Below are 24,865 nucleotides of genomic sequence, written 5' to 3' on the forward strand. Positions count from 1 at the left end.
CTTTTCAACGTCAACGGGTTCGGTCCTCCACTGTGTGTTACCACAGCTTCAACCTGCCCATGGGTAGATCGCACGGTTTCGCGTCTACTACTACTGACTGTGGCGCCCTGTTCAGACTCGCTTTCGCTACGGCTGCGCACCTGAAGTGCTTAACCTTGCCAGTAAAAGTAACTCGTAGGCTCATTATGCAAAAGGCACGCCGTCACCCCAAAGGGCTCCGACCGCTTGTAGGCGTATGGTTTCAGGATCTCTTTCACTCCGTTATTCACGGTTCTTTTCACCTTTCCCTCACGGTACTGGTTCACTATCGGTCTCTCAGGAGTATTTAGTCTTGGCGGATGGTCCCGCCGGATTCATACAGGGTTTCACGTGCCCCGCACTACTCAGGATACCACTATTGGTAACGCGCTTTACTTGTACCGGGCTGTCACCGTCTACGGCCCCTCTTTCCAAAGGGTTCTAATTCATTGCGCACCAAATATCGTGGTCCTACAACCCCATTGTTGCCGAAACAACAATGGTTTGGACTAATCCGATTTCGCTCGCCACTACTATCGGAATCACTTTTGTTTTCTCTTCCTCCGCCTACTTAGATGTTTCAGTTCAGCGGGTTTGCCCACCTTGCGGTGTGACTGGCCTTCAACCAGCCGGGTTGCCCCATTCGGATATCCACGGATCAACACTCGTGTGCAGTTCCCCGTGGCTTTTCGCAGCTTATCACGTCCTTCTTCGCCTCTGAGAGCCCAGGCATCCCCCATACGCCCTTCTTTTGCTTGTCGCACTCGTACCTAAGTACAAATGCCCTCGTAATCCTTTATTATATTCTATTCTACTTCGTGTTTCTTTTTTGACTTCGCCATGATGGTGTAAACCATCACGCTCCGTCCCAATATGTCAATGAACTTGTGGCGGGCCGCCACTGGCAAAAAAAATATGCCGTGGACAGCTTTTACGCCGTTGTGGAGAATACCGGAGTCGAACCGGTGACCTCCTGCGTGCAAGGCAGGCGCTCTAGCCAGCTGAGCTAATTCCCCTGTTTTTCAGTAGCCGGCTATCAGTTAACAGTTATCAGTTAATTGATGACCTATACGTCAACTTGGGATACCCAACTTCTAAAATTTCCTTCAATATTTAATGAACGTTTGAAAGTCCCGTTCCCAAAACCCCCATGCACAAGCCATTGGCTTGATCTGTAGTCTCAGGCAGACTCGAACTGCCGACCTCTACATTATCAGTGTAGCGCTCTAACCAGCTGAGCTATGAGACTGTAGCCAGTATTTTAAAAACATATTATAAGACAGCATAAAAGAAAAAAGGACCACCTCGATGACGGACCCGGATAATGTCCGGTCGTCTTTTCTCTAGAAAGGAGGTGTTCCAGCCGCACCTTCCGGTACGGCTACCTTGTTACGACTTAGCCCTAGTTACCGATTTTGCCCTAGGCCGCTCCTTGCGGTGACGGACTTCAGGCACTCCCGGCTTCCATGGCTTGACGGGCGGTGTGTACAAGGCCCGGGAACGTATTCACCGGATCATGGCTGATATCCGATTACTAGCGATTCCAGCTTCACGGGGTCGAGTTGCAGACCCCGATCCGAACTGTGACCGGTTTTATAGATCCGCGCCCCCTTACGGGGTGGCTTCCCTCTGTACCGGCCATTGTAGCACGTGTGTGGCCCAGGACGTAAGGGCCGTGATGATTTGACGTCGTCCCCACCTTCCTCACGGTTTGCACCGGCAGTCCCGTTAGAGTCCCCATCTTTACATGCTGGCAACTAACGGTAGGGGTTGCGCTCGTTATAGGACTTAACCTGACACCTCACGGCACGAGCTGACGACAACCATGCAGCACCTTGTAATATGTCCGAAGAAAAAACTATCTCTAGTCCTGTCATACTACATTTAAGCCCTGGTAAGGTTCCTCGCGTATCATCGAATTAAACCACATGCTCCACCGCTTGTGCGGGCCCCCGTCAATTCCTTTGAGTTTCATTCTTGCGAACGTACTCCCCAGGTGGGATACTTATCACTTTCGCTTGGCCGCCGAGACCGAAGTCCCGACAGCTAGTATCCATCGTTTACGGCGTGGACTACCGGGGTATCTAATCCCGTTCGCTACCCACGCTTTCGTCCATCAGCGTCAGTACGTTGTTAGTGACCTGCCTTCGCAATCGGTGTTCTATGTGATATCTATGCATTTCACCGCTACACCACATGTTCCGGCCACTTCACAACGACTCAAGACCACCAGTATCAAAGGCAATTCTACAGTTGAGCTGCAGACTTTCACCCCTGACTTAATGGCCCGCCTACGGACCCTTTAAACCCAATGATTCCGGATAACGCTCGGACCCTCCGTATTACCGCGGCTGCTGGCACGGAGTTAGCCGGTCCTTATTCTTACGGTACCGTCAGACACCTACACGTAGATGCGTTTCTTCCCGTATAAAAGCAGTTTACAACCCATAGGGCAGTCATCCTGCACGCGGCATGGCTGGATCAGTCTCCCGACCATTGTCCAATATTCCTCACTGCTGCCTCCCGTAGGAGTCTGGTCCGTGTCTCAGTACCAGTGTGGGGGATCCCCCTCTCAGGGCCCCTAACCATCGCTGCCTTGGTAAGCCGTTACCTCACCAACTAACTAATGGTACGCATGGCCATCCCTGTCCGATAAATCTTTAATCGCAAAAACATGTGTCTTCGCGATACCATGGGGCATTAATCCAAATTTCTCTGGGCTATTCCCCTGACAGGGGCAGGTTCCATACGCGTTCCGCACCCGTGCGCCGGTCGTCGGCGGAAGCAAGCTTCCCCGTTACCCCTCGACTTGCATGTGTTAGGCCTGCCGCTAGCGTTCATCCTGAGCCAGGATCAAACTCTTCATTGTCTATCGTTAAATATCTATTCAACTCCCAAACAACAACCAAGTCCTTGACATCAAAATGGTTCTTTGTTATTCTCTTTTACGCTGTCTATACAATATGTTAATGAACTTCTCTAAATCAAAAAGAAAAAAATAAACCCTAAAAAAGGCCTTTCCCCCTCTCTCTTTCAACCTAGCCTTATCAGCTAAGCGGGTGCAAATATAGAGAGGTTTAAATGATACAACAAAACAATTTCAAAAAAAAATCAAAAAAAAATATAAGTATTTGAAAATCATTTACTTAAAACCAAAAAAAGTGTAGTATTCATTATCTTGCCCCATTGTAATCTAAGTACGAAATACACTAAAGTCTTGATTGGATGCCATCTATCGATTGAACGTCTTATGCTATTGTAAGCATCAACACAAGATAGTATCTTTGCGCACCATCTAAAAGAAGGAGAACAAATGATTGAGATTACATTGCCAGACGGCGCAATAAAGAAAGTTTCTGAAGGCACTACCCCAATGGAGATTGCGAAAGGCATTAGTGAAGGGTTGGCCAGAAATGTTATTTCGGCAAAATTCAATGATACTGTTGTGGAAACTATAACGCCACTTACCCATGATGGCACCTTAACCCTATATACATGGAACAATGATGAAGGCAAGAAAGCTTTTTGGCATTCTACTTCGCATGTTCTTGCACAAGCATTGGAAGAATTGTACCCAGGTATAAAACTAACCATAGGTCCTTCCATTGAAAATGGATTCTACTATGATGTTGATTTTGGGGAGCATTCTATTTCTGAAAAAGATTTTCCTGAGATTGAAAAGAAGGCATTGGAAATTGCAAGGGGTAAACATGATTATAAAATGCGGAGTGTCTCTAAAGCAGAAGCACTTACTTATTATAAAAATCAGGATAATGAATATAAGGTAGAGCTTATTGAAAATCTTGAAGATGGCACCATTACTTTTTGTGACCATAGTTCATTTACTGATTTATGCCGTGGTGGACATATTCCCAATACAGGAATCATCAAAGCCATAAAAGTATTGAGCGTTGCTGGTGCCTATTGGAGGGGAGATGAGAATAATAAGCAATTGACTAGAGTTTACGGGATTTCATTTCCCAAACAGAAAGAGCTTACTGAATATCTTGAACTTTTAGAAGAGGCAAAAAAACGAGACCATAGAAAATTGGGGAAAGAACTGGAACTGTTTACTTTTTCTAAAAAAGTTGGACAAGGGCTTCCCTTGTGGCTTCCTAAAGGTGCAGCTTTGCGCGAGCGTTTGGAACAATTTTTAAAAAAAGCCCAAAAAAAGGCTGGTTATGAAATGGTAGTAACGCCACATATTGGACAGAAAGAACTTTATGTAACATCTGGCCATTATGCAAAATATGGCGAAGACAGTTTTCAACCTATTCATACCCCAAAAGAAGATGAGGAGTTTTTGCTAAAACCAATGAACTGCCCTCACCATTGCGAAATCTATAATAGCAGCCCTTTTAGTTATAAGGACCTACCTGTACGCTATGCTGAGTTTGGTACTGTATATAGGTATGAGCAAAGTGGTGAATTACACGGACTTACTCGCGTTAGGGGTTTTACACAAGATGATGCACATATCTTCTGTACACCGGATCAGTTAAATGACGAGTTTAAAAAAGTCATTGATCTTTCTTTATATGTATTGGGTTCCTTAGGTTTCGAAAATTTTACCGCACAGGTTTCTGTTCGCGATTTAGAAAAACCTGAAAAGTATATTGGCGATGTGGAGAACTGGGAGAAAGCAGAGCAAGCCATTATTAATGCTGCAGAAGAAAAAGGATTGAATTATGTAATTGAAAGTGGAGAAGCCGCATTTTATGGCCCAAAGCTGGATTTTATGGTGAAAGATGCTCTTGGAAGAAAATGGCAACTGGGTACTATTCAGGTAGATTACAACTTGCCTGAACGCTTTGACCTTACTTATAAAGGCAGTGATAATGAGCTACATAGGCCAATAATGATTCACCGAGCTCCTTTTGGAAGCATGGAACGTTTTATAGCATTGTTACTAGAACACACTGGCGGAAACTTTCCATTATGGCTCATTCCTGTGCAGGCTATTATATTACCCGTCAGCGAGAAACACGAAAAATATGCAGAAAAAGTTTTAAGTTCTTTAGAAAATCACGAAATTCGCGCGCTCATTGATAATAGGAATGAGACGGTAGGGAAAAAAATCCGTGAGGCTGAGCTTAAAAAAATCCCGTTCATGCTCATCGTTGGTGAGCAGGAAGAAGCATCTGAAACCATATCTGTTAGAAGGCATGGAGGTGAAGATGTAGGTAGTTTAAGCATAGGTGAATTTTCCGACTTGGTATCTACTGAAATAAATAGTACCTTAAAGTCGTTTTAACAAAATTTAGTTTAATTAAAAACACACGTCATAGCAATACGAAGAAGATTTAGGCCCCAACCTAGGAGGGAAAATAAAAACCCTCACAATATCAATGAAAGTATTACAGCTCCAGAAGTTAGGCTTGTTGGAGATAATGTTGAAGTTGGAGTATATCCTACTCCACAAGCATTGGTAAAAGCTAACGAACTGGAATTGGATTTGGTGGAGATTTCTCCAAAAGCCATTCCACCAGTTTGTAAAATTATAGATTACAAAAAGTTTCTTTATGAGCAAAAGAAACGCGACAAGGCGATGAAAGCCAAGGCGACCAAAGTAATCGTTAAGGAAATACGATTTGGTCCACAAACGGATGACCATGATTACGAATTTAAGAAGCGACATGCTGAAAAATTCTTAAAGGATGGTGCCAAGCTCAAAGCTTACGTCTTTTTTAAAGGACGGTCCATTGTTTATAAGGATCAAGGTGAAATATTGTTATTAAAATTGGCACAAGAGCTTGAAGAATTAGGAAAAGTGGAACAGATGCCAAAACTGGAAGGAAAGCGAATGACTATGTTCTTAGCTCCCAAAGCCAGTAAAAAGTAAGCGGGATGCTGATTATTTTCAGCAGTAATATATAAAGAGGAGAAAATGCCTAAGATGAAAACAAAATCCAGTGCCAAAAAGCGTTTTAAGCTTACCGGCACAGGTAAAATCAAAAGAAAGCACGCTTTTAAGAGTCATATTTTGACTAAAAAGTCTAAAAAGCGTAAGCTTAAGTTAACACACTCTACATTAGTACATGAAGCTGATGTTAACAGTATTAAAGAACAATTACGTTTAAAATAATTGTTTGCAATTCGGTACATTAATTATTAACCATGGAGTTAGGCTTTTAAAAGTGTCAAAAATTGACCGCCTACTACAAAAAAATGAAACATTATGCCAAGATCAGTAAATTCAGTTGCTTCAAGAGCTAGAAGAAAAAAAATAATGAAGCAGGCCAAGGGTTACTTTGGAAGACGCAAAAACGTCTGGACAGTAGCCAAAAATGCGGTAGAAAAAGCAATGCTTTACGCCTACCGAGATAGAAGAAACAAAAAACGTAATTTCCGCGCACTTTGGATTACCCGTATTAATGCTGGAGCAAGAATGCACGGAATGTCTTACTCTCAATTTATGGGCAAGGTAAAATCCAATGGTATAGAACTTAACAGAAAAGTTCTGGCCGATTTGGCAATGAACCACCCAGATGCTTTTAAAGCAGTTGTTGAAAGAGTAAAATAAGAGTTATTATAAACACTTACCCCGCTTATTAAAATCCCGCTCAATTGAGCGGGATTTTTGTATTTTAAGGGCTCAATATCTTTTCAATGTTCAAACGTATTCCAGTATTACTCCTTTTACTATTGGGACCTATAACTTCAATTGGTCAAAATGAAAGTATTTCATTTTTGGCTTTAGGTGATAGTTACACTGCAGCTACCAGTGAATCAACCATTAATAGTTGGCCCGAGCAACTAGTTCAAATTTTAAAGAAAAAAGGAACTTCAGTAAATACTCCAGAAATTCTAGCAAAAGCTGGCTGGACCTCAACTGACCTTTTAAAACTATTGAATCTCAGCAATTAGCCCCTTCTTATGGACTGGTTTCTCTTTTAATAGGGGTTAACAACCAATATAAAGGCAAAGACATCAATATATTTAAAGAAGAATTTCCCAAACTTTTAGACACCAGTATTGCGTTGGCACAAAACAATCCTAAAAATGTTTTTGTCCTATCCTTACCAGACTGGAATGTAACTCCTTTTGCCAGATTAAGGGACAAAAAAAGATTGTAAAAGAGCTGAATAATTACAACACCATTATTGAAGAAGAAGCTAAAAAACGCAATGTCATGTTTATTGAAATAACACAGTCTTCCAGAAATGCGGCTGTAAATCCTTCGTTGATTGCTTCAGACAGTCTTCATCCTTCCAAGAAGATGTACAAAATATGGGCTAAAAAAATTAGCAAAAAGCTGTTTAAATAACGTTAAGATGGAAGTCCATTGAATATATCATGAACCAAATGCTGTCAATACCAATTTCCTTCCAGTCGCATGATTTCTGTGTTCACACAAATAAATTCCTTGCCAGATTCCTAGGTTCAATTTTCCATTGGTTATTGGGACTTGAACAGAGCTTCCCAACAAAGATGCTTTAATATGCGCGGGCATATCATCCGGCCCTTCATAAGTGTGAATAAAATATGGAGCGTCCTCAGGAACCATCTTATTAAAATGACTTTCAAAATCAACACGAACCGTTGGATCAGCATTCTCATTTATCGTCAACGCTGCAGAAGTGTGTTTAATAAAAACCTGCAACATACCTGACCGTATCTTCTCGATTTCTGGAAAAGAGTCAATAATTATATCATTAATCAAATGAAACCCTCTATTATAGGGCTTAAGTCTTATTTCAGATTGATAACATTTCATAATCTGTGAAATTAATACAAACTTTACATCATTCCTTATTCAACACATACCTTTGCATTTCTAAAATACGTAATGGACTTATCAAAGATAAAAATGGTGGTATCCGATATGGATGGCACATTGCTAAACTCCAAGCATGAAGTAAGTAATCGCTTCTTTGAAATTCACAAAGAACTCAAACAGAAAAACATTCAGTTTGTGGCTGCAAGTGGAAGACAATACCACAGTATGGTGGATAAGTTAGAAACTATTCAAGATGATGTTATTTTTGTTGCTGAAAATGGGGCTTTCGTAAAAAGAAAAGAAGAAGTATTGTTGACTACTCCAATTGATAAAAATAATGTTGACACTATACTTTCTTTAATTACAACAACTATTAATGCGCATCCAGTATTATGCAGTAAAGACAGTGCCTATGTAAACGGCAACTCGGGTGAGTTTTTGGAAATGCTTCGGGAGTATTATACTGAATTTGAGATTGTAGAAGATCAAACTAAAGTGAAAGATGAAGTTCTAAAAGTTGCTATCTATCATTTTGAAAATTCTGAACAACATATTTATCCAGTAGTAAAGCATCTTAAAGATTCTTTAAAAGTAAAAGTATCTGGTTCCAATTGGGTGGATGTTTCGCATAAAAACGCACACAAAGGATATGCGTTGGAAAAGCTGATGCAAGAGTATGGGGTTACCTCAGATGAAATCATGGTATTTGGCGATTACAACAATGATTTGGAAATGTTACAGCTATCCAATTATAGTTTTGCCATGGCCAATGCACATCCCAATGTTCAAGAAATAGCAAAGTATATTACCTTGAGCAACAATGATTTTGGTGTAGAACATATTTTGGAAAAAATGCTATGACAAAAATTGAAGAAATAATTGAAAAGTTTGATTTAAGTCCACACCCAGAAGGGGGGTACTTTAAAGAGACTTATAGAAGTAGCGGAGAGATAGACAAGAACTCTTTACCTCAGAGTTACCAAGGCAATCGTAACTATGCCACTTGCATTTATTTTTTATTGACGTCTGATACTTTCTCTGCTTTTCATAAAATAAAGCAAGACGAAATTTGGCATTTTTACGCTGGGGCGCCCATCAAACTATATATTATTTCAGAAGAGGGCGTGTATTCTGAGCAAATTATTGGAACCAATTTTTCTGAAGGCCAGATTCCACAATTTGTGGTTCCAGGGAATCACTGGTTCGCTGCTAAAACTATTACTACCAATGATTATTCATTTGCAGGGTGTTCCGTTTCTCCTGGTTTCGATTTCAAAGACTTTGAATTACCCGGCAGGAAAGAGCTAATTGCAAAATTTCCTGAACACAAAGAAATTATCACTGGGCTAACACATTCCTAAACCCAAATGGAGTTACTAAAAAACTGCATATCAAATCAAGTTACTATTGATAAAACTTCTTTGGATGCGGTCTTCATAAATATTAGTATAACCCAGCTGTAAAGTCTTCTTGAAATTTCTAGGTCTTTTGTTTCTTTTTGCGTGCTGCAGGAAACAAGACGTTGTTTAAAATGAGTCGATACCCTGGAGAGGTTGGATGCAGTTCCAATTCCGTCTTTGGGTCTCCTACACGATGTTGATAATCTTCCGGGTCATGGCCGCCATAAAAAGTAAAAAAGCCCTTCCCTTTTATTCCATGAAGATAACGTGCTTCTCCATTTATTTTGTTTTCTCCCAGAACCATTACTGCTGGTTTTACCTTATCTCTTGTAAATGATGTTGTCTGTCCCATAAAACCTTTTACCAAAGCCGTATGATTCTGTGTTAGCATTGTTGGAACCGGGTCCCACTTTGCAGAGAATTCCATCAGGGAAAAATAGTCTGACTCCTTAGGAACATTTCTTCTTTTATTTGTCATATCAATAGAAGAAAACTCGTACCGTAACGGATTGCGTTCAAGAATAAAATTAGTAAAGGCGAAAGTGTTTCCGTAATCCAGCTTGCCCTGGTAATTTGCATCTGATGGGTCACCATCAAACATGGGCTCGCATATATCAACGTTTTCTGCAGCTAAAGCGATGTCAAAACTGTCTGTGGCCGAACACATGGCGAACATAAAGCCCCCTCCAATAACGTAGTTCCTAATTTTTAAAGCCACAGCCCTCTTCTCTTCAGAAACTTTGGAAAAGCCCAACTTTTGTGCTAAAGCTTCAGCTTCTGCCTTGCCTTCAATATACCAAGGTGCTGCCCGGTAGGCACCATAAAACTTACCATACTGTCCCGTAAAATCTTCGTGGTGTAAATGCAACCAATCATATAAAACCAATTTATCACTGAGTACTTCCTCATCATAAATGGTAACATAAGGAATTTCAGCATAGGTAAGTACCATAGTAACAGCATCATCCCATGGTAAATTTCCCTTGGGTGAATAAACCGCAATCTTTGGAGCCTTCTCCAGAATAACAGCATCCTGATTTTGAGAAGGGCTGCTAATTTCATCTAAAATAGATTCTGCTTGAGCATCCGAAAGCACTTCAAAAGACACTCCTCTAATTTGGCATTCTTTCCTAATAACTTCTCCATCGGGCAGTAAGAAAGAACCTCCTCGGTAATTCAACAACCATTGGACTTTTTGTTGTTTGGTGAGTACCCAATATGTAATACCGTACGCTTTTAAATGATTTTCCTGACTCTCGGAATCCATAGGAATAAGAATTGCAGAGCCAAAAGATTGAAAATAGAATAAAATAAAAAATATAAATACAAAACCTCTCGACTGCCCCTTCGACAAGCTCAGAGTCACTGGACAGGGTAATAAAAGAGAGATAGTTTTAAAAAGGTACGTCGTTATCATCTGGATCATCATCACTGTTCATTGCACTACCAAAAGCCTCGTTCGCACTTGGCAGATTTGGTGTAGCAAAGGGATTTTCTTCATCCGCATTCATCTTCGATTGAAATTCGAATGGGGAATCAAAGTCATCCAAGTTATCAAATTTACCCAGTGCACCCACAAACTTTAACCTAATATTATCCAATCCCCCATTACGGTGCTTTGCCACAATAAATTCCGCTTGACCCTGTGTTGGGGTACGTTCCTCATCATCCCATTCATCAATTTTGTAGTATTCTGGGCGATAAATAAATGATACAATATCCGCATCTTGTTCAATAGCACCAGATTCCCTTAAATCTGAAAGAATAGGTCGTTTACTACCGCCTCTGGTCTCTACGGCCCTTGATAACTGGGAAAGTGCTATAACAGGAACACTTAGTTCCTTGGCCAATGCCTTTAGGTTTCTAGAAATAGTGGAAATCTCTTGTTCACGGTTACCTCCTTTTTGACTTCCACCAGCGGTCATCAACTGCAAATAATCAATTACAATAAGTTTTATACCATGCTGGGATGCCAATCTTCTTGCTTTTGCACGTAAATCAAAAATGGATAGTGAAGGTGTATCATCAATAAACAAAGGAGCTTTTTCCAATGCTTTTACCTTTACATTCAATTGCTCCCATTCATGCTTTTCTAATCTCCCCGTTCTTAATTTTTCTGATGAAAGGCCTGTTTCTGAAGAAATCAATCTTGTTATCAATTGTACGGATGACATTTCCAAAGAGAAGAAAGCCACCGGTATTTCTGAATTCACGGCTATATTTCTCGCCATAGAAAGCGTAAGTGCCGTTTTACCCATACCAGGCCTAGCGGCAACAATAATTAAATCACTAGGCTGCCAGCCAGATGTTAATTTGTCAACTTTATCAAAACCAGAAGGAATTCCACTTAAGCCTTCTTTGTTTGAAATCTCTTCAATCTTCTTTTTGGCCTGGATAACCAAATTTTGAGCGGTCTCTGCTGAACGCTTTAGATTACCTTGGGTGACTTCATATAATTTTGCCTCCGCATTGTCCAAAAGGTCAAAAACGTCTTTGGAATCACTATATGAATCCTCAATGATTTCGTTGGAGATTTTTATTAAGCTCCTTTGAATATATTTTTGAAGGATAATCCTTGCGTGAAACTCAATATGGGCAGAAGAAGCCACTTTCTGCGTTAGTTTTATCAGGTAAAAGTCACCTCCAACAAGTTCTAATCGTCCATCCTTCTTCAATTGAGAAGAAACGGTTAATAAATCCACTGGTTCGGAAGATTCGAACAATTTGAAGATCGATTCGTAGATATAACGATGAGCATCCTTATAAAAAGCATCAGGATGTAGGATATCTATTACTTCGTCCACGCCCTTTTTGTCAATCATCATCGCTCCAAGGACAACCTCCTCTAAATCAACTGCTTGAGGAGGTATTTTACCTCTCTCTAAGCTAATGAGAGTTGACTTATCAACTTTATGACCAATAATTGGGCTAGGCTTGTCCATAGGTGCGAAAGTAGGTAATTAACCTTTAGTTAACTTTAAATTGACCAACTGCGATGTTCACAGGTGTTCAACAAAATTAATGTTGATAACTAAGAAAATCTGTTAATAACATGAAAATGTTTGAAGAAAAAAATTAACAAAAAGAAGTAAGAGCTAGTAAACAGTGATTACCCGTCAAAAACACCCATCTCAGCGTATTTTTCCATTCGGGTTTTTACCAAATCTTTTGGTGATAACTTTTGAAGTTCCTCAAAATGTGCTGAAATTTTATTCTTTACCGTCTCGAAAGTTTTTTCTCTATTGGTATGCGCACCGCCCAATGGTTCACGTACAATCTCATCAACAAGCTTCTGCTTTTTCATATCTGTTGCAGTAAGTTTCAATGCATCAGCTGCTTGTTCTTTATATTCCCAGCTTCTCCAAAGTATAGAAGAACAAGATTCTGGTGAAATTACAGAGTACCATGTGTTTTCTAGCATCAACACCTTGTCACCTACTCCAATTCCCAATGCACCTCCTGAAGCTCCTTCACCAATAATTACAACTATGATAGGTACTTTAAGGCGTGTCATTTCCAAAATATTACGAGCAATAGCTTCCCCTTGCCCTCTTTCTTCAGCTTCAATTCCTGGATAGGCTCCCGGAGTATCAATAAGGCAAACTACTGGAATGCCAAACTTCTCCGCTGACTTCATCAAGCGTAAAGCTTTTCTATAGCCTTCTGGGTTGGCCATTCCAAAATTTCTGTATTGACGGGTTTTGGTATTGTATCCTTTTTGTTGACCAACGAACATATAACTCTGATCTCCGATCTTACCCAAACCACCAATCATGGCTTTATCATCCTTTACATTTCTATCACCATGAAGTTCCAGAAACGTATCGCCACAGATAGCATTAATATAGTCCATGGTATACGGCCTATTTGGATGCCTGGACAACTGTACTCGTTGCCATGCGGTCAAATTTTTATAGATGTCCTTTCGAGTCTCACCTAACTTCTTTTCAATTTGCTGACAGGTTTCAGTAACATCAACGTCACTTTCTTCTCCAATAATCATACATTTTTGAAGTTGGTCTTCAAGTTCTTTAATGGGAAGTTCAAAATCTAAATACTCCATGGAAAGTTGGTTTCAGAAAAAATATAATGGGGACAAATATAAAACTTTAAAGGACACTCTTTAGCACTCGATTTACTAATTATCAAGTGAAGAAAAGATGTTTTGTTATCATCGTTTGGCCTGTATAAGTATGTAAACTGCAAAAACACCAAAGATTAGGTTGGGAATTACAACTGCTAATAAGGGTGAAAAACCAGATTGCTCAGCTAGCGTTCCAAAAACTTTATCAAAAAAGATGTAGATAAAGGCCACTCCAATACCAAACGCTAAATTTAAGCCCATTCCACCTCTTCTTTTTACAGAAGAAACCGCAACAGCAATGATTGTAAGGACAAAAGCTGTAATAGGCAATGCCCATCTTTTGTACTTAACCAAAACATATGCATTGATATTCGAAGCTCCTTTTTGTTTTTGGTCTTCTATAAATTTGTTCAGTTCAAACAAATTCTTGGTCTCAGCAACATAGGATACCGGGGTTAGATCTTCTATTTTAAAGGTAAAGAGGGTGTCTAGCCTTCTTTTAGTTTCCATAATCTCAACATCATTACGAAGTTTTCTTTTCACATAATTGGTCAGTCTGTAGATACTATCTTTCTCTATCCATCTGATGTTCGTAGCAGAAATCTTATAATCCAATTTTTTGATTGAATCAAAATGTTCGTAAGTAAAATTGTATCCAATCTTTCTATTTGGATCAAAACTGCTTACATAGATATAATCATCCTCATTTAGCTGATTAAAAATATTACTGGTGACCCTATCCTGTCGTCCTTTTTTAAAGTATTTATACTCAAATTCATTGTATCCTATACTAGCATGCGGAACAATAAACATACCCATCATAAAAATTAGGATTGCCACCAAAGTAGCACCTATAAAATAAGGTCTTAAAAAACGACCATAAGAAACACCAGAACTCAGAATAGCAACTATTTCTGTGTTACTTGCCAATTTAGAGGTAAAAAATATAATGGATAAGAAGAGGAAAATAGGGAGTAGCAAATTACCAATAACCAAAGTGAAGTTCCCATAAAACACAATGACTTCACTTAAAGGCGCTTCGTTGTCTATAATTTTACCCACCTTTTCCGCCAAGTTGGCCATTATACCAATGGGAACAAAGAGCAAAAGCATTCCTAGGAAGGTAACCAAATAGCGTTTTAAAATATATCTATCAAGTATGGTAAGCATTAGAGTCTTTTATCCATTTGTTGTACCATTCTGGTTTTCCACTCAAGAAAATCCCCTGCTAAAATACGCTCTCTTGCCGTACGCACCAACCAAAGGTAAAAACCAAGGTTATGTATTGTTGCAATTTGCTTGCCTAAATATTCATTAGCGGCAAACAAATGTCTTAAATATGCTTTGGAATATTCTGTATCCACAAAAGTGATTCCCATATCATCAATAGGGGAAAAATCTGCTTCCCACTTCTTATTTTTAATGTTGATCGTTCCATGTGCCGTAAACAACATTCCATTACGTGCATTACGAGTAGGCATTACACAATCAAACATATCAACACCCAAAGCAATATTTTCTAGAATATTTATTGGTGTACCTACACCCATTAAATATCTTGGTTTATCCTCAGGAAGAATATCGCAGACAATTTCCGCCATCTCATACATTTCTTCTGCTGGCTCTCCTACGGAAAGTCCTCCTATGGCGTTTCCTTCTGCACCTACAGAAGCAATGTATTCTGCGGATTGCTTTCTTAAATCTTTATAGGTTGAACCTTGAACAATAGGGAAAAAGCTTTGGGAATACCCATATTTATATGGAAGCTTTTCCAAATGCGAAATACATCTATCCAACCATCTATGGGTCATATGCATAGAGCGTTTTGCATAATTGTAATCACAAGGATACGGTGTACACTCATCAAAAGCCATGATAATGTCCGCGCCAATGACTCGCTGTATTTCCATTACATTTTCTGGAGTGAAAAAATGGTTCGATCCGTCAATATGAGATTTAAAGTTTACTCCTTCTTCATTAATCTTTCTATTAGCAGAAAGGGAATACACCTGGTATCCGCCACTATCAGTCAAAATATTTCTATCCCAACCCATAAACTTATGCAGTCCACCGGCTTGTTCTAAAATTTCAGTTCCTGGACGCAAGTATAAATGGTAGGTGTTACCAAGTATAATGTCTGGGTTTATTTCATCCTTTAACTCGCGTTGATGTACGCCTTTTACAGAAGCTACCGTTCCCACGGGCATAAATATAGGTGTCTGTATAATGCCGTGGTCAGTGGACAATTCGCCAGCCCTTGCTTTACTAAGATTATCCTTTTTCTCTAGAGTAAACTTCAATTATTGCTTTTAAAAGGGCAAATATAGCCAACTCATTTCCACAAAGCCTTAACAAAAAAATAAAGTTTGTTTACGCAAAGCGTTTCGTAAAATAATCCACAGTCGCTTGTTTAACAAAGTGAATGCGGTTACTTTTGACACAATAAAATTAACACAATGCCAAGCACTCAAGAATTACAGAATTTAGTGACCCAGGTCCGAAGAGACATTTTAAGAATGGTCCACAAAGTAAACTCAGGGCATCCTGGAGGTTCTTTAGGTTGTACCGAATTTTTTGTTGCACTATATAACGAAATCATGGAGTTAAAAGATGGTTTTGATATGGATGGAAATGGAGAAGATCTTTTCTTCCTTTCAAACGGTCATATCTCACCCGTATTTTATAGTGTCTTGGCCAGAAAAGGATATTTCCCCATTGAAGAATTGAACACCTTTAGATTGATAAATTCTCGTTTGCAAGGTCATCCCACAACACATGAAGGGCTTCCAGGAATTCGCATTGCATCTGGTTCCTTGGGTCAAGGCATGTCAGTAGCTATTGGGGCTGCTTTAGCTAAAAAGTTGAATGGAGACAATCATTTGATTTATAGTTTACATGGCGATGGAGAATTGCAGGAAGGACAAAATTGGGAAGCCATTATGTATGCTGCCGGAAACAAGGTAGATAATTATATTGCTACCATTGATTTAAATGGACAACAAATAGATGGATCTACAGATGATGTATTGCCACTAGGTGATGTTGCTGAGAAATTTAGAGTTTTTGGATGGGATGTTTTGGAAATTGAAAATGGTAATGATCTAAAACAAGTCATAGCTGGTTTAAATGAAGCAAAAAGCAGAACTGGAAAAGGAAAACCTGTTTGTGTAGTAATGACTACAATGATGGGTAATGGCGTTGATTTTATGATGCATACCCATGCTTGGCACGGTAAGGCCCCAAGTGATGAACAATTAGAAACAGCATTGGCGCAAAACCCAGAAACTTTAGGTGATTATTAATTCTTAAGACAACAAACATGACAAAATATATAGATCAAGGAAAAAATGATACTCGAAGTGGATATGGTGCTGGAATGACAGAACTGGGAAGAGCAAACCCAAATGTTGTTGCGCTTTGTGCCGATTTGGTGGGTTCTCTTAAAATACAAACCTTCATTGATGAAAATCCAGAGCGTTTCTTTCAGATAGGAATTGCCGAGGCCAACATGATGGGGATTGCTGCTGGTTTGACCATAGGTGGAAAAATTCCATTTACTGGAACATTTGCCAATTTTTCAACAGGTAGGGTTTATGACCAAATTCGTCAATCAATAGCTTATTCGGGTAAAAATGTAAAAATATGTGCCTCTCATGCGGGTATTACACTTGGAGAAGATGGTGCAACGCATCAAATTTTAGAAGATATTGGTTTAATGAAAATGCTTCCGGGCATGACCGTTATTAATCCTTGCGATTTTAACCAGACCAAAGCCGCAACTTTAGCCATAGCAGAACATCAAGGACCAGTTTACCTGCGTTTTGGAAGACCCAAGGTGGCCAACTTTACCCCAGCTGATCAAAAGTTTGAGATTGGAAAAGCATTAATGCTTAATGAAGGTACAGATGTAACCATTATTGCAACGGGACATTTGGTATGGCAATCTTTAATTGCAGCAGAAAACTTGGAAAACCAAGGAGTATCTGCTGAAGTAATCAATATCCACACCATAAAACCTCTTGACAACGAAGCAATTTTGGCTTCAGTAAAAAAGACAGGTTGTGTTGTTACTGCTGAAGAGCATAATTATCTTGGTGGCCTTGGAGAAAGTGTTTCTAGAGTATTGGCTTCACATCATCCTACGCCTCAGGAGTTTGTGGCAACACAAGATACTTTTGGCGAAAGTGGAACCCCAGAACAGCTCATGGATAAGTATGGTTTGAACAATAAAGCCATTGAAGCTGCCGTTTTAAAAGTGTTGAAACGAAAATAATTTTTCGGTATCATCTTTGATATTCTTCAATTTATTAAAACGAAACACTTATGAAAAAAACACTTCTAATTGCAGTGTTGACCCTTATGGGGTCTGCTGTATTTGCACAAAGCGGCTCAGGATTTGGTATTAAAGCAGGGCTTAGTTACAACAAGAACGGAGATCTAATTGGGTCCGTTGGTGATGCCGGACAAAATATTTCAGAAGGCGCCGAAGGTAAAGCAGGTTACCATGTAGGCTTTTGGGGCAAATTGGATTTCCCAAAGATTTACCTTAGACCAGAACTGGTTTATTCTAAAACCAAAAGCTCCTATGATGTGAACGGCGATTCCAATGACTATGATATTTCAAAATTGGATTTTCCTGTTCTTTTAGGGTATAAACTAATAGGCCCCTTGCATATTTTTGCTGGTCCGGCTTTTCAATATACTCTAAAGAACGATCTAGGGGATATAGAGGTAGAAGATGTTGAAAATGATTTTACCGTAGGTCTTAATGCAGGTGTTGGTGTCAATCTTGGTAAAATTGGTGTGGATGTCCGCTACGAACGTGGATTCTCAGAAAATGAAGCAAGAATTATCTCCAATAATATTGCCGATATTGATGGTCGTGTGGATTCAAGACCATCACAGATAATCTTTGCCTTATCAGTTAAATTATAAGAAAATAGATTTATAAATAAAAAAGGCCCGCTTAAAAGTGGGCCTTTTTTATTTTAATTATTATCTGGTGTTCGTTGAACATCTGGATTTAGATAATCTTCTATACCTCCCGTACTTGGATAGGGAATAATAATGTTCCCATCTTCATCTGAAATTTCATTTCTAGTGGAAACCCCATCACCATCATCATCAGCATCTTGAAAGTTTGCAAATGATACATTGATTGGTTCATCATCTCCATCAGTATTGTCATCAAACATATAGCCATTACCATTGACATCTTCTAATATAGAAGGAACCCCATCATTATCACTATCAGTTTCAACAATGACTCTACCCACTTCAACGCTAAAAATGAGATTAGCATACCTAGGTATTCCACCTGTTGGCCCAGTTCCAGAAAAATATCCAAGTCCAGATGGCATTATTACCATTCCAACACCACTATTGGTATATGAAACCGTTCCATCACCATTAACAATTAAACCGTCACTGGTCCCAGATTTAAGTTTCGTAATCCCAGTGGAATAACCTCTTAGGAAAAAAGGTAGTTCTTGCCACAAAAAACTAGTTGATGCATCAAATTTCTCACCATCGAGTAACATACCTTCGTAACGAAGCAAGGTTGAATCCGCTACTGTTGGTTGAACACCTTCACCTTCTCTTGCTATTAAATAATATAGCGTATGCGATATATCGTTTTCTTCTTCTGTTAGTGCAAGTTGTGTTGAAGATACACTTATGGTTGTGTCCTTCACAAAATTCGTTAATGGAGTTTTATCCGCATTTGCACCGGCAATAGTATCAATCTTAATTTTATAGTCAAAATTTGCAGGGGGTGACGCAAATTCCTCATAATTGTAAAAATGCGTTTCTAAAAATTCTTCTATTTCCGCATCATTTTCAGGAGCCACTTCTGCCAACAATCTGGGCGGAACAGATTCAATATCTACGTCATCATCATTTTTGCAAGAAAAAAGTAATACCACAAAAAACAAAGAAAGAAAAAACCCGTACTTCATCAAGTATATAATTTAGCAGCGCAAGATACAATTTTCCGCTATTTTTGCTTCTTTCGTTAACAAAGATTTGCAGAGTTTATGCGCATTGATAAATACCTTTGGTGTATTAGATACTATAAAACCAGAAACGTTGCTGCAGTTGCTGTTAAAAAAGGCCACGTTAGAGTAAACGGTGCTGTGATCAAGCCTTCAAGAGAAGTTTATCCCATGGACAAGTTGCTTGTAAGAAAAAACCAAATTGATTACCAGCTAACCGTTTTAGATATTCCTAAAAGTAGGGTTGGAGCAAAATTGGTGGATATTTATAGAAAAGATACAACCCCAAAAGAAGCTTTTGAACATACGGACCTTTTAAAATCTGCAAAAGACCATTACAGAAAAAAAGGATTAGGCAGACCTACCAAAAAGGACAGAAGAGATATTGATGGTTATTTGGATGAATCTGAATGATTGGTTTATTTATCTTTGAATCTTAGTATATTTAATTTATGGTGAACCGCATATTGACCCACGAGCAAATACAACATACAGTAAAGCGTATTTCTTATCAGATTTATGAAGCCAATGTTAATGAGAAGGAAATCATCATTGCTGGTATAGAAGGTGGAGGGCTAAATTTTGCAAAAAAAATAGCTGCGGTTCTCAAAAAAATTACTGATGCTCAAATTGTATTGTGTAAAATAAATATGGACAAGAAAAATCCTTTGGCTAGTGGTGTCAATACTTCAATTGCCGAAGAAGCATATAAGGACAAATCAATTGTTCTTGTTGATGATGTTCTAAATTCGGGCACTACTCTGATATACGGAGTCCATCATTTTCTTAAAACACCTATAAAACAGCTCAAAACTGCAGTGTTGGTAAATAGGAATCATAAAAAATATCCCATCAAAGCTGATTATAAGGGTATTTCCCTCTCTACTTCGCTAAATGAACATATTAGGGTAGAATTTCAATCTAGAAATGACGCCGTATACTTAGAGTAAAAGGTCCTTTATTTCATCAACCAACACTTCGATTGATTTTTTATCCGCATTTACAGTGTATATGGCTTGCGAATAAAACTGTCTTCTTTCAAAAAGATGCTTTCCAACAAATTCCAGTAAATCATCATTTTTAATATTCTTTACCAAAGGTCTATCATCCTTTTCTTTTCTGATTCTATCTGCCAAAGTTGAAACTGGCAATTGCAGGTAAATTGAATGGTCAGCATTTTCGAGGATTGTTTTCATATTACCTCCATAACAAGGTGTACCGCCACCTGTTGAAAGAACTACCGATTCATTTTCATCTAGTACCTTGGACAACATCTCATGTTCTACTTTTCTAAAGTAAATCTCTCCTTTTTCTAAAAAAATAGTAGCTATCGATTTTTTCATTTGGTCTTCAATGTATTCATCCAAATCGATAAATTTTAGATTTAAGTCTCTGGCTAACAACCTACCAATAGATGACTTACCACTTGCCATATAACCTACTAAAACTACTTTCATTTATTAGAATTAAAAGTGATTTCAAAAAAACACAAATTTATCATTAAATCACCTTGTAAAATAAATTAATGATATTATATTTGCAGCCGCTTAGAACAACATATAAGTGTTGTGTTAAGTAAGACCTGATAGCTCAGTTGGTAGAGCATCTCCCTTTTAAGGAGAGGGTCCTGGGTTCGAGCCCCAGTCAGGTCACTAGTTAGAGGACCATCTAACACCAAAACCTTGTTAATCTTATGATTATCAAGGTTTTTTGTTTTTAAGGAAATCATATAATATGGTTTGATTTGGTTTTAAAAGTTCACAAATCGTCAACATTATTTGAAATCGTCAACATAATCGTCAACATTGCCATATCTTGACTTCTCAAAAGCACTAATACTTGCCTAGTTGATTTGACTTTCGTCTCAATTATTGGTTAACAATTAAGACGACAACTATGCGCTCTTCGACAACATTTTCTATACTCTTTTGGGTATACAGCCAACGCGCTGACAAAAACAACGAAACAAACATTTATGTTCGCATTACCATCGATGGACAAAAAGCAAATATCAGCTTAAACCAAAAGGTGAATATTAAGTCCTGGGATTCTTTATCTCCATTATTGCAACATACAGACGTAAAAGACATCACAAAACACTTCTCGTTTGAAGTAGCTACAGATGATGGTGATGATGCAACATACTTCCGTTTAGGAGCATACCGAATGGGTGTAAATATCAAACAGAAAGATTATTTATTATTCTCTCCACCACTGTTTGAACAAATGCAGGATAGTGGTCTAAATCGCAAAGCAATGTGGCCCAAGAAGAAACCACAATGGTCTACCTACAAAGAAGTCACGAATAGAAATAATGCTGCTAGTGAACATCCTTTGGTTTGGGGGTCTTTCTGGTAACATAAGGATTGGATATTTAGAATTTACTCTTTACAAAAGGTGCATTCTGTAAAGAGTATCCTTTATTTGAACTTTTGATACAAAATCTATGGGTTAAGGGTTAAATTTTCTTGTACCATTCTTTAAACCACTTATGTTCCATTTCAATCTGCTCCTGCATGCTTGTCTTAAATCGATTTCTTACTTCCTCATTAAGACCAAGTATATTTAATTTATACGCAAAATTCAATCCCTCTAAGTGTTTTTCATTGATATTGGGTCGACTTATTTCCTCAGAGGCCCATTTATCAGGAGAGTTTGATGGAGTAACCTTGTTCTGATTATTTCCTAGCTCTGACCAAAAGTTCCAGCCAACCGAAACATTCTTAACCTTAATTCCATCGAGGACTTGTTGGGATTTTGGTTGTTGTTGCCACCTCCAAGTGTTAGGACTGTTTTTAGTTCTTTCAGTTACCCCAACTATCCTAATTTTTGATTTTATACTTTGCCAATCATTCTTTTCAGTAATTGACCAATGCTTAATTATTTCAATCAAGTTTAGCATTGTTGCACCTGAATAAACTAAATCTACCAAAGCTGTCTTGTATTCGCTTTTCAGGATACCCATAGGGGACAATCCAATTGATGTCATATACTTTTTGAGTTCTTGAAGTTGCGTGTTGTTGTTATCTCTTATCTCCTTTTTTTCAAGGTGTCTTCCCGAGAATTGAAACAGCTTAAGTTTATCAAGCTTACATGTACTTTCTTGATATATGCCATTTAAAAAATCAAAGTAGTTCTCAGGTGATCGTCCAACAAAGAAAAGTCTGGAATTGTTCGAGAATGCAATTATTCTTGAGGTGGAATTAATTAGAACATCAAGAAATTCTTCATCAATTTCAAATGAGCTCTCATTTATTAGTGAGCCCAATTCATTCTTCTTTTCAATATTCCATCTAAACGGTTTGCTCATTTCTGGCTAAATTTCACAAAACAAGGTTTATTTCAATCAACTGGAATCCTTTTATTAAACTTTATTCAATTCAGTAACGCCAACATAACAAGAACTATTGAAATTGTAATCACCAAGCAAACACCAAAAATAATTTTTTCCTTTTTTCGACTAGCTTTAGCCTCTTGCCGTATCTTTTGCTTTATTTTTTTTAAATCTTTTTCAGGTACAATCCTAAAGGTTGGTTTTTTAACTTTCTTTTCAGTTGAGTAAATACCTTCCCTATTGTTTTCTTTGAATTTTGCTCGTTTTGAAGGACGTTGTTCACGGTTCTGCTTGATCCGATTGTTCATGTCCTGAATATTGCTCATCCTTTATTTGAACTTTGGTTTTACATGTTATAAATTAATTCAACTCCTCAGTTGCAGTTAAGCAACTCTCACCAGAAATATTAATAAACTTGCATCTTACAACCGACCCTGGTTTGAACTCCCATTTTTCATCCAGTGAATCGTAGTTTTCTGTTTTTTGAATTTTGTAAATCCCATTTTCAAGTCTAACACCAATTGTCGGTCTCCAAACAGGAGTTCCGTCGTCCAGTAGTTTGATATAAACTATTTCTTTTATTTGATTTTCTAACATCTCTCCCAACTTTTTCATATCGTTTAATTAGACTTTTACAACTTTTGTTGTTTTCTCCTGCGTGGTATTCATTAGATAAATCAATTAAGTCAATCTCGGACGCAACGAACCGATAATCCGCCAAGAGTATCGCCATCGAAATGCCACACCTTTGATTTTATGGACATGTCAGGACCGCCATAACTGATGTCCCATAACCAGGCTTTTCCCTCTTCACCGGTGGGTGTTGACGACCACCAGAAACCGAAATAACCCTGTACATCATAACCATTATTTCTACGAACACCTGCCGGAAGTGCGTTAAACCCGCTACTATTAGTACCATTTCCGCCTTCTTCCCAGCCATTGAGGCTTTTTAGGGCCTCACCGGCCTTGTCGATTCCGCCAAATTCACTCACAAGCATAGACCATTCACTATCCGTTGCCAAATGCCAACCGTTGGGGCAGGCTTTTTTCGCTGCCTCCCAGGTGTAGAGCAAGCCAAGCTCTTTGCGATTGCTCTCGTTGTCATCATAAGCATAACTGCTCTGTACTTTGTAGTTCAGATTTTGGGCCATCCAGATAACCGTGGTGCCCATTATAGCGTTTTCAAAACTGATAGTTTTATACGTTTGCCCATCGCGCGAGTCTGTAAAGTCACCGGTTGATTGGGCAATTCCCATGTATGTAAAAAGCAAGGTAGAAAGTAGGATAGCGATGTGCTGTTTCCTCATAGTCAATAAGGGTTTAATTTTACAATACATTCCATCCATAGTCTATGGTTTTTTAAACTTTGCCTATTCAAGGCCAAGTACTTTCATCCTTTCCTTTTCATACCTACTGTCTTCAGCGGGGTATCTCAATACATCTTTATACTTACCAGAATCTTTTGCAAGGGCATAAATCAGACTTTCTCCTGCATAGTCAGGGGTTTCAGCATAAATCGGGTCTGCGTAAGCTTCCTTAGCTGATACGATTACCCATCCTTTATCCTTGAACATTTGAATTAGATCATTAATAAAAAGGGCTGCTGCCAAGTTGTGATGCAATAGAAGGGTATGCTTGATATGCCTGTTGTTCAATTCATAGGAAAGCTTTTCATAAAATTGTGCCCTATCCCATATATGTTCCAAGTAGAAGTCCCTGAAATCCGTCAAATCTGCCTTTGGTTCTTTTTTCAACCTTGCCACAAGTCTTTGGTCTATGTACCAATCAGACGCATCAATGGTTACATGCCCATTTCGGTATCCCATATCCTTCATAAAGGTTCTAAAAGACTTTATCTTCTCGGGATTGTTCCCTTCTTTCAGATATGGGAACCTGAAGAGTTTAGTGTAATTGGAATATCTGCTGATCAGACTATCATTTGAAAGAAATTCACCCATAAATCTTTCCGATGTCCATTTCTCGCTATTATAATTTGGATGGTTCATGGTATGATTCGCTATTAGGTGTCCATTATCATTCCAACTTTGGATTACATACTTACCTCTTTCATCTAGTTTATTATATCCGGCAACAAAAAGAATGGACTGTACGTGGTTTTCTTTCAGTTTGTTCAACAATAATTCGTTCCACTCCGTTAACACATATCCTGGCCTATCAATTATCATCCCGTCATCAAAAGATAGACTGATTTTTGGTTGCCCAAATACCTTAATTGTATGCATTAAAAAACATAATATCACTGTAATTAAAAAATGGACTTTATGCTTTCTCATATTATCCTTTATTTGAACT

General features: G+C 38.6%; 26 protein-coding genes, 3 tRNA genes and 2 rRNA genes (1 of these 31 running past the window's edge). 14 read left to right on the forward strand and 17 right to left on the reverse strand.

What is annotated here, in order from left to right; all coding sequences use genetic code 11:
• From SJY44_RS14580 to SJY44_RS14595, 4 genes are all read right to left on the reverse strand, one after another.
• Positions 1-780: ribosomal RNA gene (locus tag SJY44_RS14580) — 23S ribosomal RNA — on the reverse strand; it reaches 2,044 nt to the left of the window's first position.
• A gap of 180 nt (positions 781-960) precedes the next feature.
• Positions 961-1,034: transfer RNA gene (locus SJY44_RS14585), tRNA-Ala, on the reverse strand.
• Positions 1,035-1,193: 159 nt separating this feature from the next.
• A tRNA-Ile gene (locus SJY44_RS14590) sits at positions 1,194-1,267 on the reverse strand.
• Positions 1,268-1,365: 98 nt separating this feature from the next.
• Positions 1,366-2,887, reverse strand: a 16S ribosomal RNA gene (locus tag SJY44_RS14595).
• Together the 16S and 23S rRNA genes with 2 tRNA genes alongside form the textbook arrangement of a ribosomal RNA operon.
• Before the next feature lie 444 nt (positions 2,888-3,331).
• Here SJY44_RS14595 and thrS point away from each other — a divergent pair.
• The 5 genes from thrS to SJY44_RS14620 all read left to right on the forward strand — a co-directional run bounded on the left by thrS (position 3,332) and on the right by SJY44_RS14620 (position 6,885).
• Entirely contained in the window at positions 3,332-5,272 is a 1,941-nt protein-coding gene (thrS, locus tag SJY44_RS14600) for a threonine--tRNA ligase (RefSeq protein ID WP_298931101.1), read from the forward strand.
• Between the two features lie 30 nt (positions 5,273-5,302).
• Positions 5,303-5,860 carry a translation initiation factor IF-3 gene (infC, locus tag SJY44_RS14605; RefSeq protein ID WP_396592096.1) on the forward strand — a complete coding sequence of 186 codons (558 nt, stop codon included), beginning with the start codon at positions 5,303-5,305 and terminating at the stop codon, positions 5,858-5,860.
• A 45-nt stretch (positions 5,861-5,905) separates the two neighbouring features.
• Positions 5,906-6,103 carry a 50S ribosomal protein L35 gene (gene rpmI, locus SJY44_RS14610; protein ID WP_298931098.1) on the forward strand — a complete coding sequence of 66 codons (198 nt, stop codon included), beginning with the start codon at positions 5,906-5,908 and terminating at the stop codon, positions 6,101-6,103.
• A 93-nt stretch (positions 6,104-6,196) separates the two neighbouring features.
• Positions 6,197-6,541, forward strand: coding sequence for a 50S ribosomal protein L20 (rplT, locus tag SJY44_RS14615; RefSeq protein WP_298931095.1), 345 nt, complete (start codon positions 6,197-6,199; stop codon positions 6,539-6,541).
• Positions 6,542-6,627: 86 nt separating this feature from the next.
• Complete coding sequence (locus SJY44_RS14620) at positions 6,628-6,885, forward strand: hypothetical protein (protein ID WP_396590290.1); 258 nt, start codon at positions 6,628-6,630, stop codon at positions 6,883-6,885.
• A gap of 427 nt (positions 6,886-7,312) precedes the next feature.
• Here the strand turns inward: SJY44_RS14620 and SJY44_RS14625 are convergent, their stop codons facing one another.
• The gene (locus SJY44_RS14625; protein ID WP_396590291.1) at positions 7,313-7,735 is read right to left on the reverse strand and encodes a secondary thiamine-phosphate synthase enzyme YjbQ; all 423 of its coding nucleotides are present in this window, start codon (positions 7,733-7,735) and stop codon (positions 7,313-7,315) included.
• Positions 7,736-7,807: 72 nt separating this feature from the next.
• Here SJY44_RS14625 and SJY44_RS14630 point away from each other — a divergent pair, with 72 nt between their 5' ends.
• Positions 7,808-8,599, forward strand: coding sequence for an HAD family hydrolase (locus tag SJY44_RS14630; RefSeq protein WP_396590292.1), 792 nt, complete (start codon positions 7,808-7,810; stop codon positions 8,597-8,599).
• On the forward strand, positions 8,596-9,099 hold the full coding sequence (locus SJY44_RS14635; protein ID WP_396590293.1) for a cupin domain-containing protein: 504 nt from the start codon (positions 8,596-8,598) through the stop codon (positions 9,097-9,099). The genes SJY44_RS14630 and SJY44_RS14635 overlap by 4 nt, the downstream gene beginning before the upstream one ends.
• 118 nt (positions 9,100-9,217) lie before the next feature.
• Here SJY44_RS14635 and SJY44_RS14640 read toward each other — a convergent pair whose 3' ends face one another.
• From SJY44_RS14640 to tgt, 5 genes are all read right to left on the reverse strand, one after another.
• Entirely contained in the window at positions 9,218-10,405 is a 1,188-nt protein-coding gene (locus tag SJY44_RS14640; protein ID WP_396590294.1) for an asparagine synthetase B, read from the reverse strand.
• Positions 10,406-10,532: 127 nt separating this feature from the next.
• Positions 10,533-12,080, reverse strand: coding sequence for a replicative DNA helicase (gene dnaB, locus SJY44_RS14645; protein WP_396590295.1), 1,548 nt, complete (start codon positions 12,078-12,080; stop codon positions 10,533-10,535).
• A 167-nt stretch (positions 12,081-12,247) separates the two neighbouring features.
• The gene (locus SJY44_RS14650) at positions 12,248-13,201 is read right to left on the reverse strand and encodes an acetyl-CoA carboxylase carboxyltransferase subunit alpha (RefSeq protein ID WP_298931072.1); all 954 of its coding nucleotides are present in this window, start codon (positions 13,199-13,201) and stop codon (positions 12,248-12,250) included.
• A gap of 108 nt (positions 13,202-13,309) precedes the next feature.
• Positions 13,310-14,392 (reverse strand): LptF/LptG family permease, encoded by a 1,083-nt coding sequence (locus tag SJY44_RS14655; protein WP_396590296.1) that lies wholly within the window; start codon positions 14,390-14,392, stop codon positions 13,310-13,312.
• On the reverse strand, positions 14,392-15,522 hold the full coding sequence (gene tgt, locus SJY44_RS14660) for a tRNA guanosine(34) transglycosylase Tgt (protein WP_298931066.1): 1,131 nt from the start codon (positions 15,520-15,522) through the stop codon (positions 14,392-14,394). Before tgt ends, SJY44_RS14655 begins: the two co-directional genes overlap by 1 nt.
• Positions 15,523-15,678: 156 nt before the next feature.
• Between tgt and SJY44_RS14665 the strand changes: the two genes are divergently transcribed.
• The 3 genes from SJY44_RS14665 to SJY44_RS14675 are packed head-to-tail and all read left to right on the forward strand — an operon-like array spanning position 15,679 to position 18,157.
• Complete coding sequence (locus SJY44_RS14665) at positions 15,679-16,524, forward strand: transketolase (RefSeq protein WP_396590297.1); 846 nt, start codon at positions 15,679-15,681, stop codon at positions 16,522-16,524.
• A 17-nt stretch (positions 16,525-16,541) separates the two neighbouring features.
• On the forward strand, positions 16,542-17,495 hold the full coding sequence (locus SJY44_RS14670) for a transketolase family protein (protein WP_396590298.1): 954 nt from the start codon (positions 16,542-16,544) through the stop codon (positions 17,493-17,495).
• 50 nt (positions 17,496-17,545) lie between these two features.
• The gene (locus SJY44_RS14675) at positions 17,546-18,157 is read left to right on the forward strand and encodes an outer membrane beta-barrel protein (RefSeq protein WP_396590299.1); all 612 of its coding nucleotides are present in this window, start codon (positions 17,546-17,548) and stop codon (positions 18,155-18,157) included.
• Between the two features lie 53 nt (positions 18,158-18,210).
• Here the strand turns inward: SJY44_RS14675 and SJY44_RS14680 are convergent, their stop codons facing one another.
• The gene (locus SJY44_RS14680) at positions 18,211-19,179 is read right to left on the reverse strand and encodes an FKBP-type peptidyl-prolyl cis-trans isomerase (protein WP_396590300.1); all 969 of its coding nucleotides are present in this window, start codon (positions 19,177-19,179) and stop codon (positions 18,211-18,213) included.
• A 78-nt stretch (positions 19,180-19,257) separates the two neighbouring features.
• On the opposite strand from SJY44_RS14680, the gene SJY44_RS14685 reads away from it, so the two are divergent.
• The gene (locus tag SJY44_RS14685) at positions 19,258-19,629 is read left to right on the forward strand and encodes an RNA-binding S4 domain-containing protein (RefSeq protein ID WP_396590301.1); all 372 of its coding nucleotides are present in this window, start codon (positions 19,258-19,260) and stop codon (positions 19,627-19,629) included.
• Positions 19,630-19,667: 38 nt separating this feature from the next.
• Positions 19,668-20,165, forward strand: a complete 498-nt coding sequence (locus SJY44_RS14690; RefSeq protein WP_298931043.1) for a phosphoribosyltransferase family protein — start codon at positions 19,668-19,670, stop codon at positions 20,163-20,165.
• Here SJY44_RS14690 and SJY44_RS14695 read toward each other — a convergent pair.
• Positions 20,157-20,672: a shikimate kinase gene (locus SJY44_RS14695; protein ID WP_396590302.1), complete on the reverse strand. Its 516-nt coding sequence runs from the start codon at positions 20,670-20,672 to the stop codon at positions 20,157-20,159. The two genes, SJY44_RS14690 and SJY44_RS14695, sit on opposite strands and share 9 nt — an antisense overlap.
• Positions 20,673-20,794: 122 nt before the next feature.
• Here SJY44_RS14695 and SJY44_RS14700 point away from each other — a divergent pair.
• Together SJY44_RS14700 and SJY44_RS14705 are read left to right on the forward strand one after the other, a co-directional pair.
• Positions 20,795-20,867: transfer RNA gene (locus tag SJY44_RS14700), tRNA-Lys, on the forward strand.
• Positions 20,868-21,111: 244 nt separating this feature from the next.
• Entirely contained in the window at positions 21,112-21,573 is a 462-nt protein-coding gene (locus SJY44_RS14705; protein ID WP_396590303.1) for an Arm DNA-binding domain-containing protein, read from the forward strand.
• Between the two features lie 100 nt (positions 21,574-21,673).
• Here SJY44_RS14705 and SJY44_RS14710 read toward each other — a convergent pair whose 3' ends face one another.
• From SJY44_RS14710 to SJY44_RS14730, 5 genes are all read right to left on the reverse strand, one after another.
• Positions 21,674-22,525: a hypothetical protein gene (locus tag SJY44_RS14710; RefSeq protein ID WP_396590304.1), complete on the reverse strand. Its 852-nt coding sequence runs from the start codon at positions 22,523-22,525 to the stop codon at positions 21,674-21,676.
• 65 nt (positions 22,526-22,590) lie between these two features.
• On the reverse strand, positions 22,591-22,875 hold the full coding sequence (locus SJY44_RS14715) for a hypothetical protein (protein ID WP_396590305.1): 285 nt from the start codon (positions 22,873-22,875) through the stop codon (positions 22,591-22,593).
• Between the two features lie 34 nt (positions 22,876-22,909).
• Entirely contained in the window at positions 22,910-23,164 is a 255-nt protein-coding gene (locus tag SJY44_RS14720) for a hypothetical protein (protein WP_396590306.1), read from the reverse strand.
• Positions 23,165-23,235: 71 nt separating this feature from the next.
• A complete protein-coding gene (locus SJY44_RS14725) occupies positions 23,236-23,898 on the reverse strand; it encodes an FISUMP domain-containing protein (protein ID WP_396590307.1) in 663 nt (220 codons plus the stop codon).
• A gap of 24 nt (positions 23,899-23,922) precedes the next feature.
• Positions 23,923-24,846: a polysaccharide deacetylase family protein gene (locus SJY44_RS14730; RefSeq protein ID WP_396590308.1), complete on the reverse strand. Its 924-nt coding sequence runs from the start codon at positions 24,844-24,846 to the stop codon at positions 23,923-23,925.
• Between the last annotated feature and the right edge of the window lie 19 nt (positions 24,847-24,865).

It is taken from the genome of Allomuricauda sp. R78024 (assembly GCF_044596045.1).
Classification (GTDB): domain Bacteria; phylum Bacteroidota; class Bacteroidia; order Flavobacteriales; family Flavobacteriaceae; genus Flagellimonas.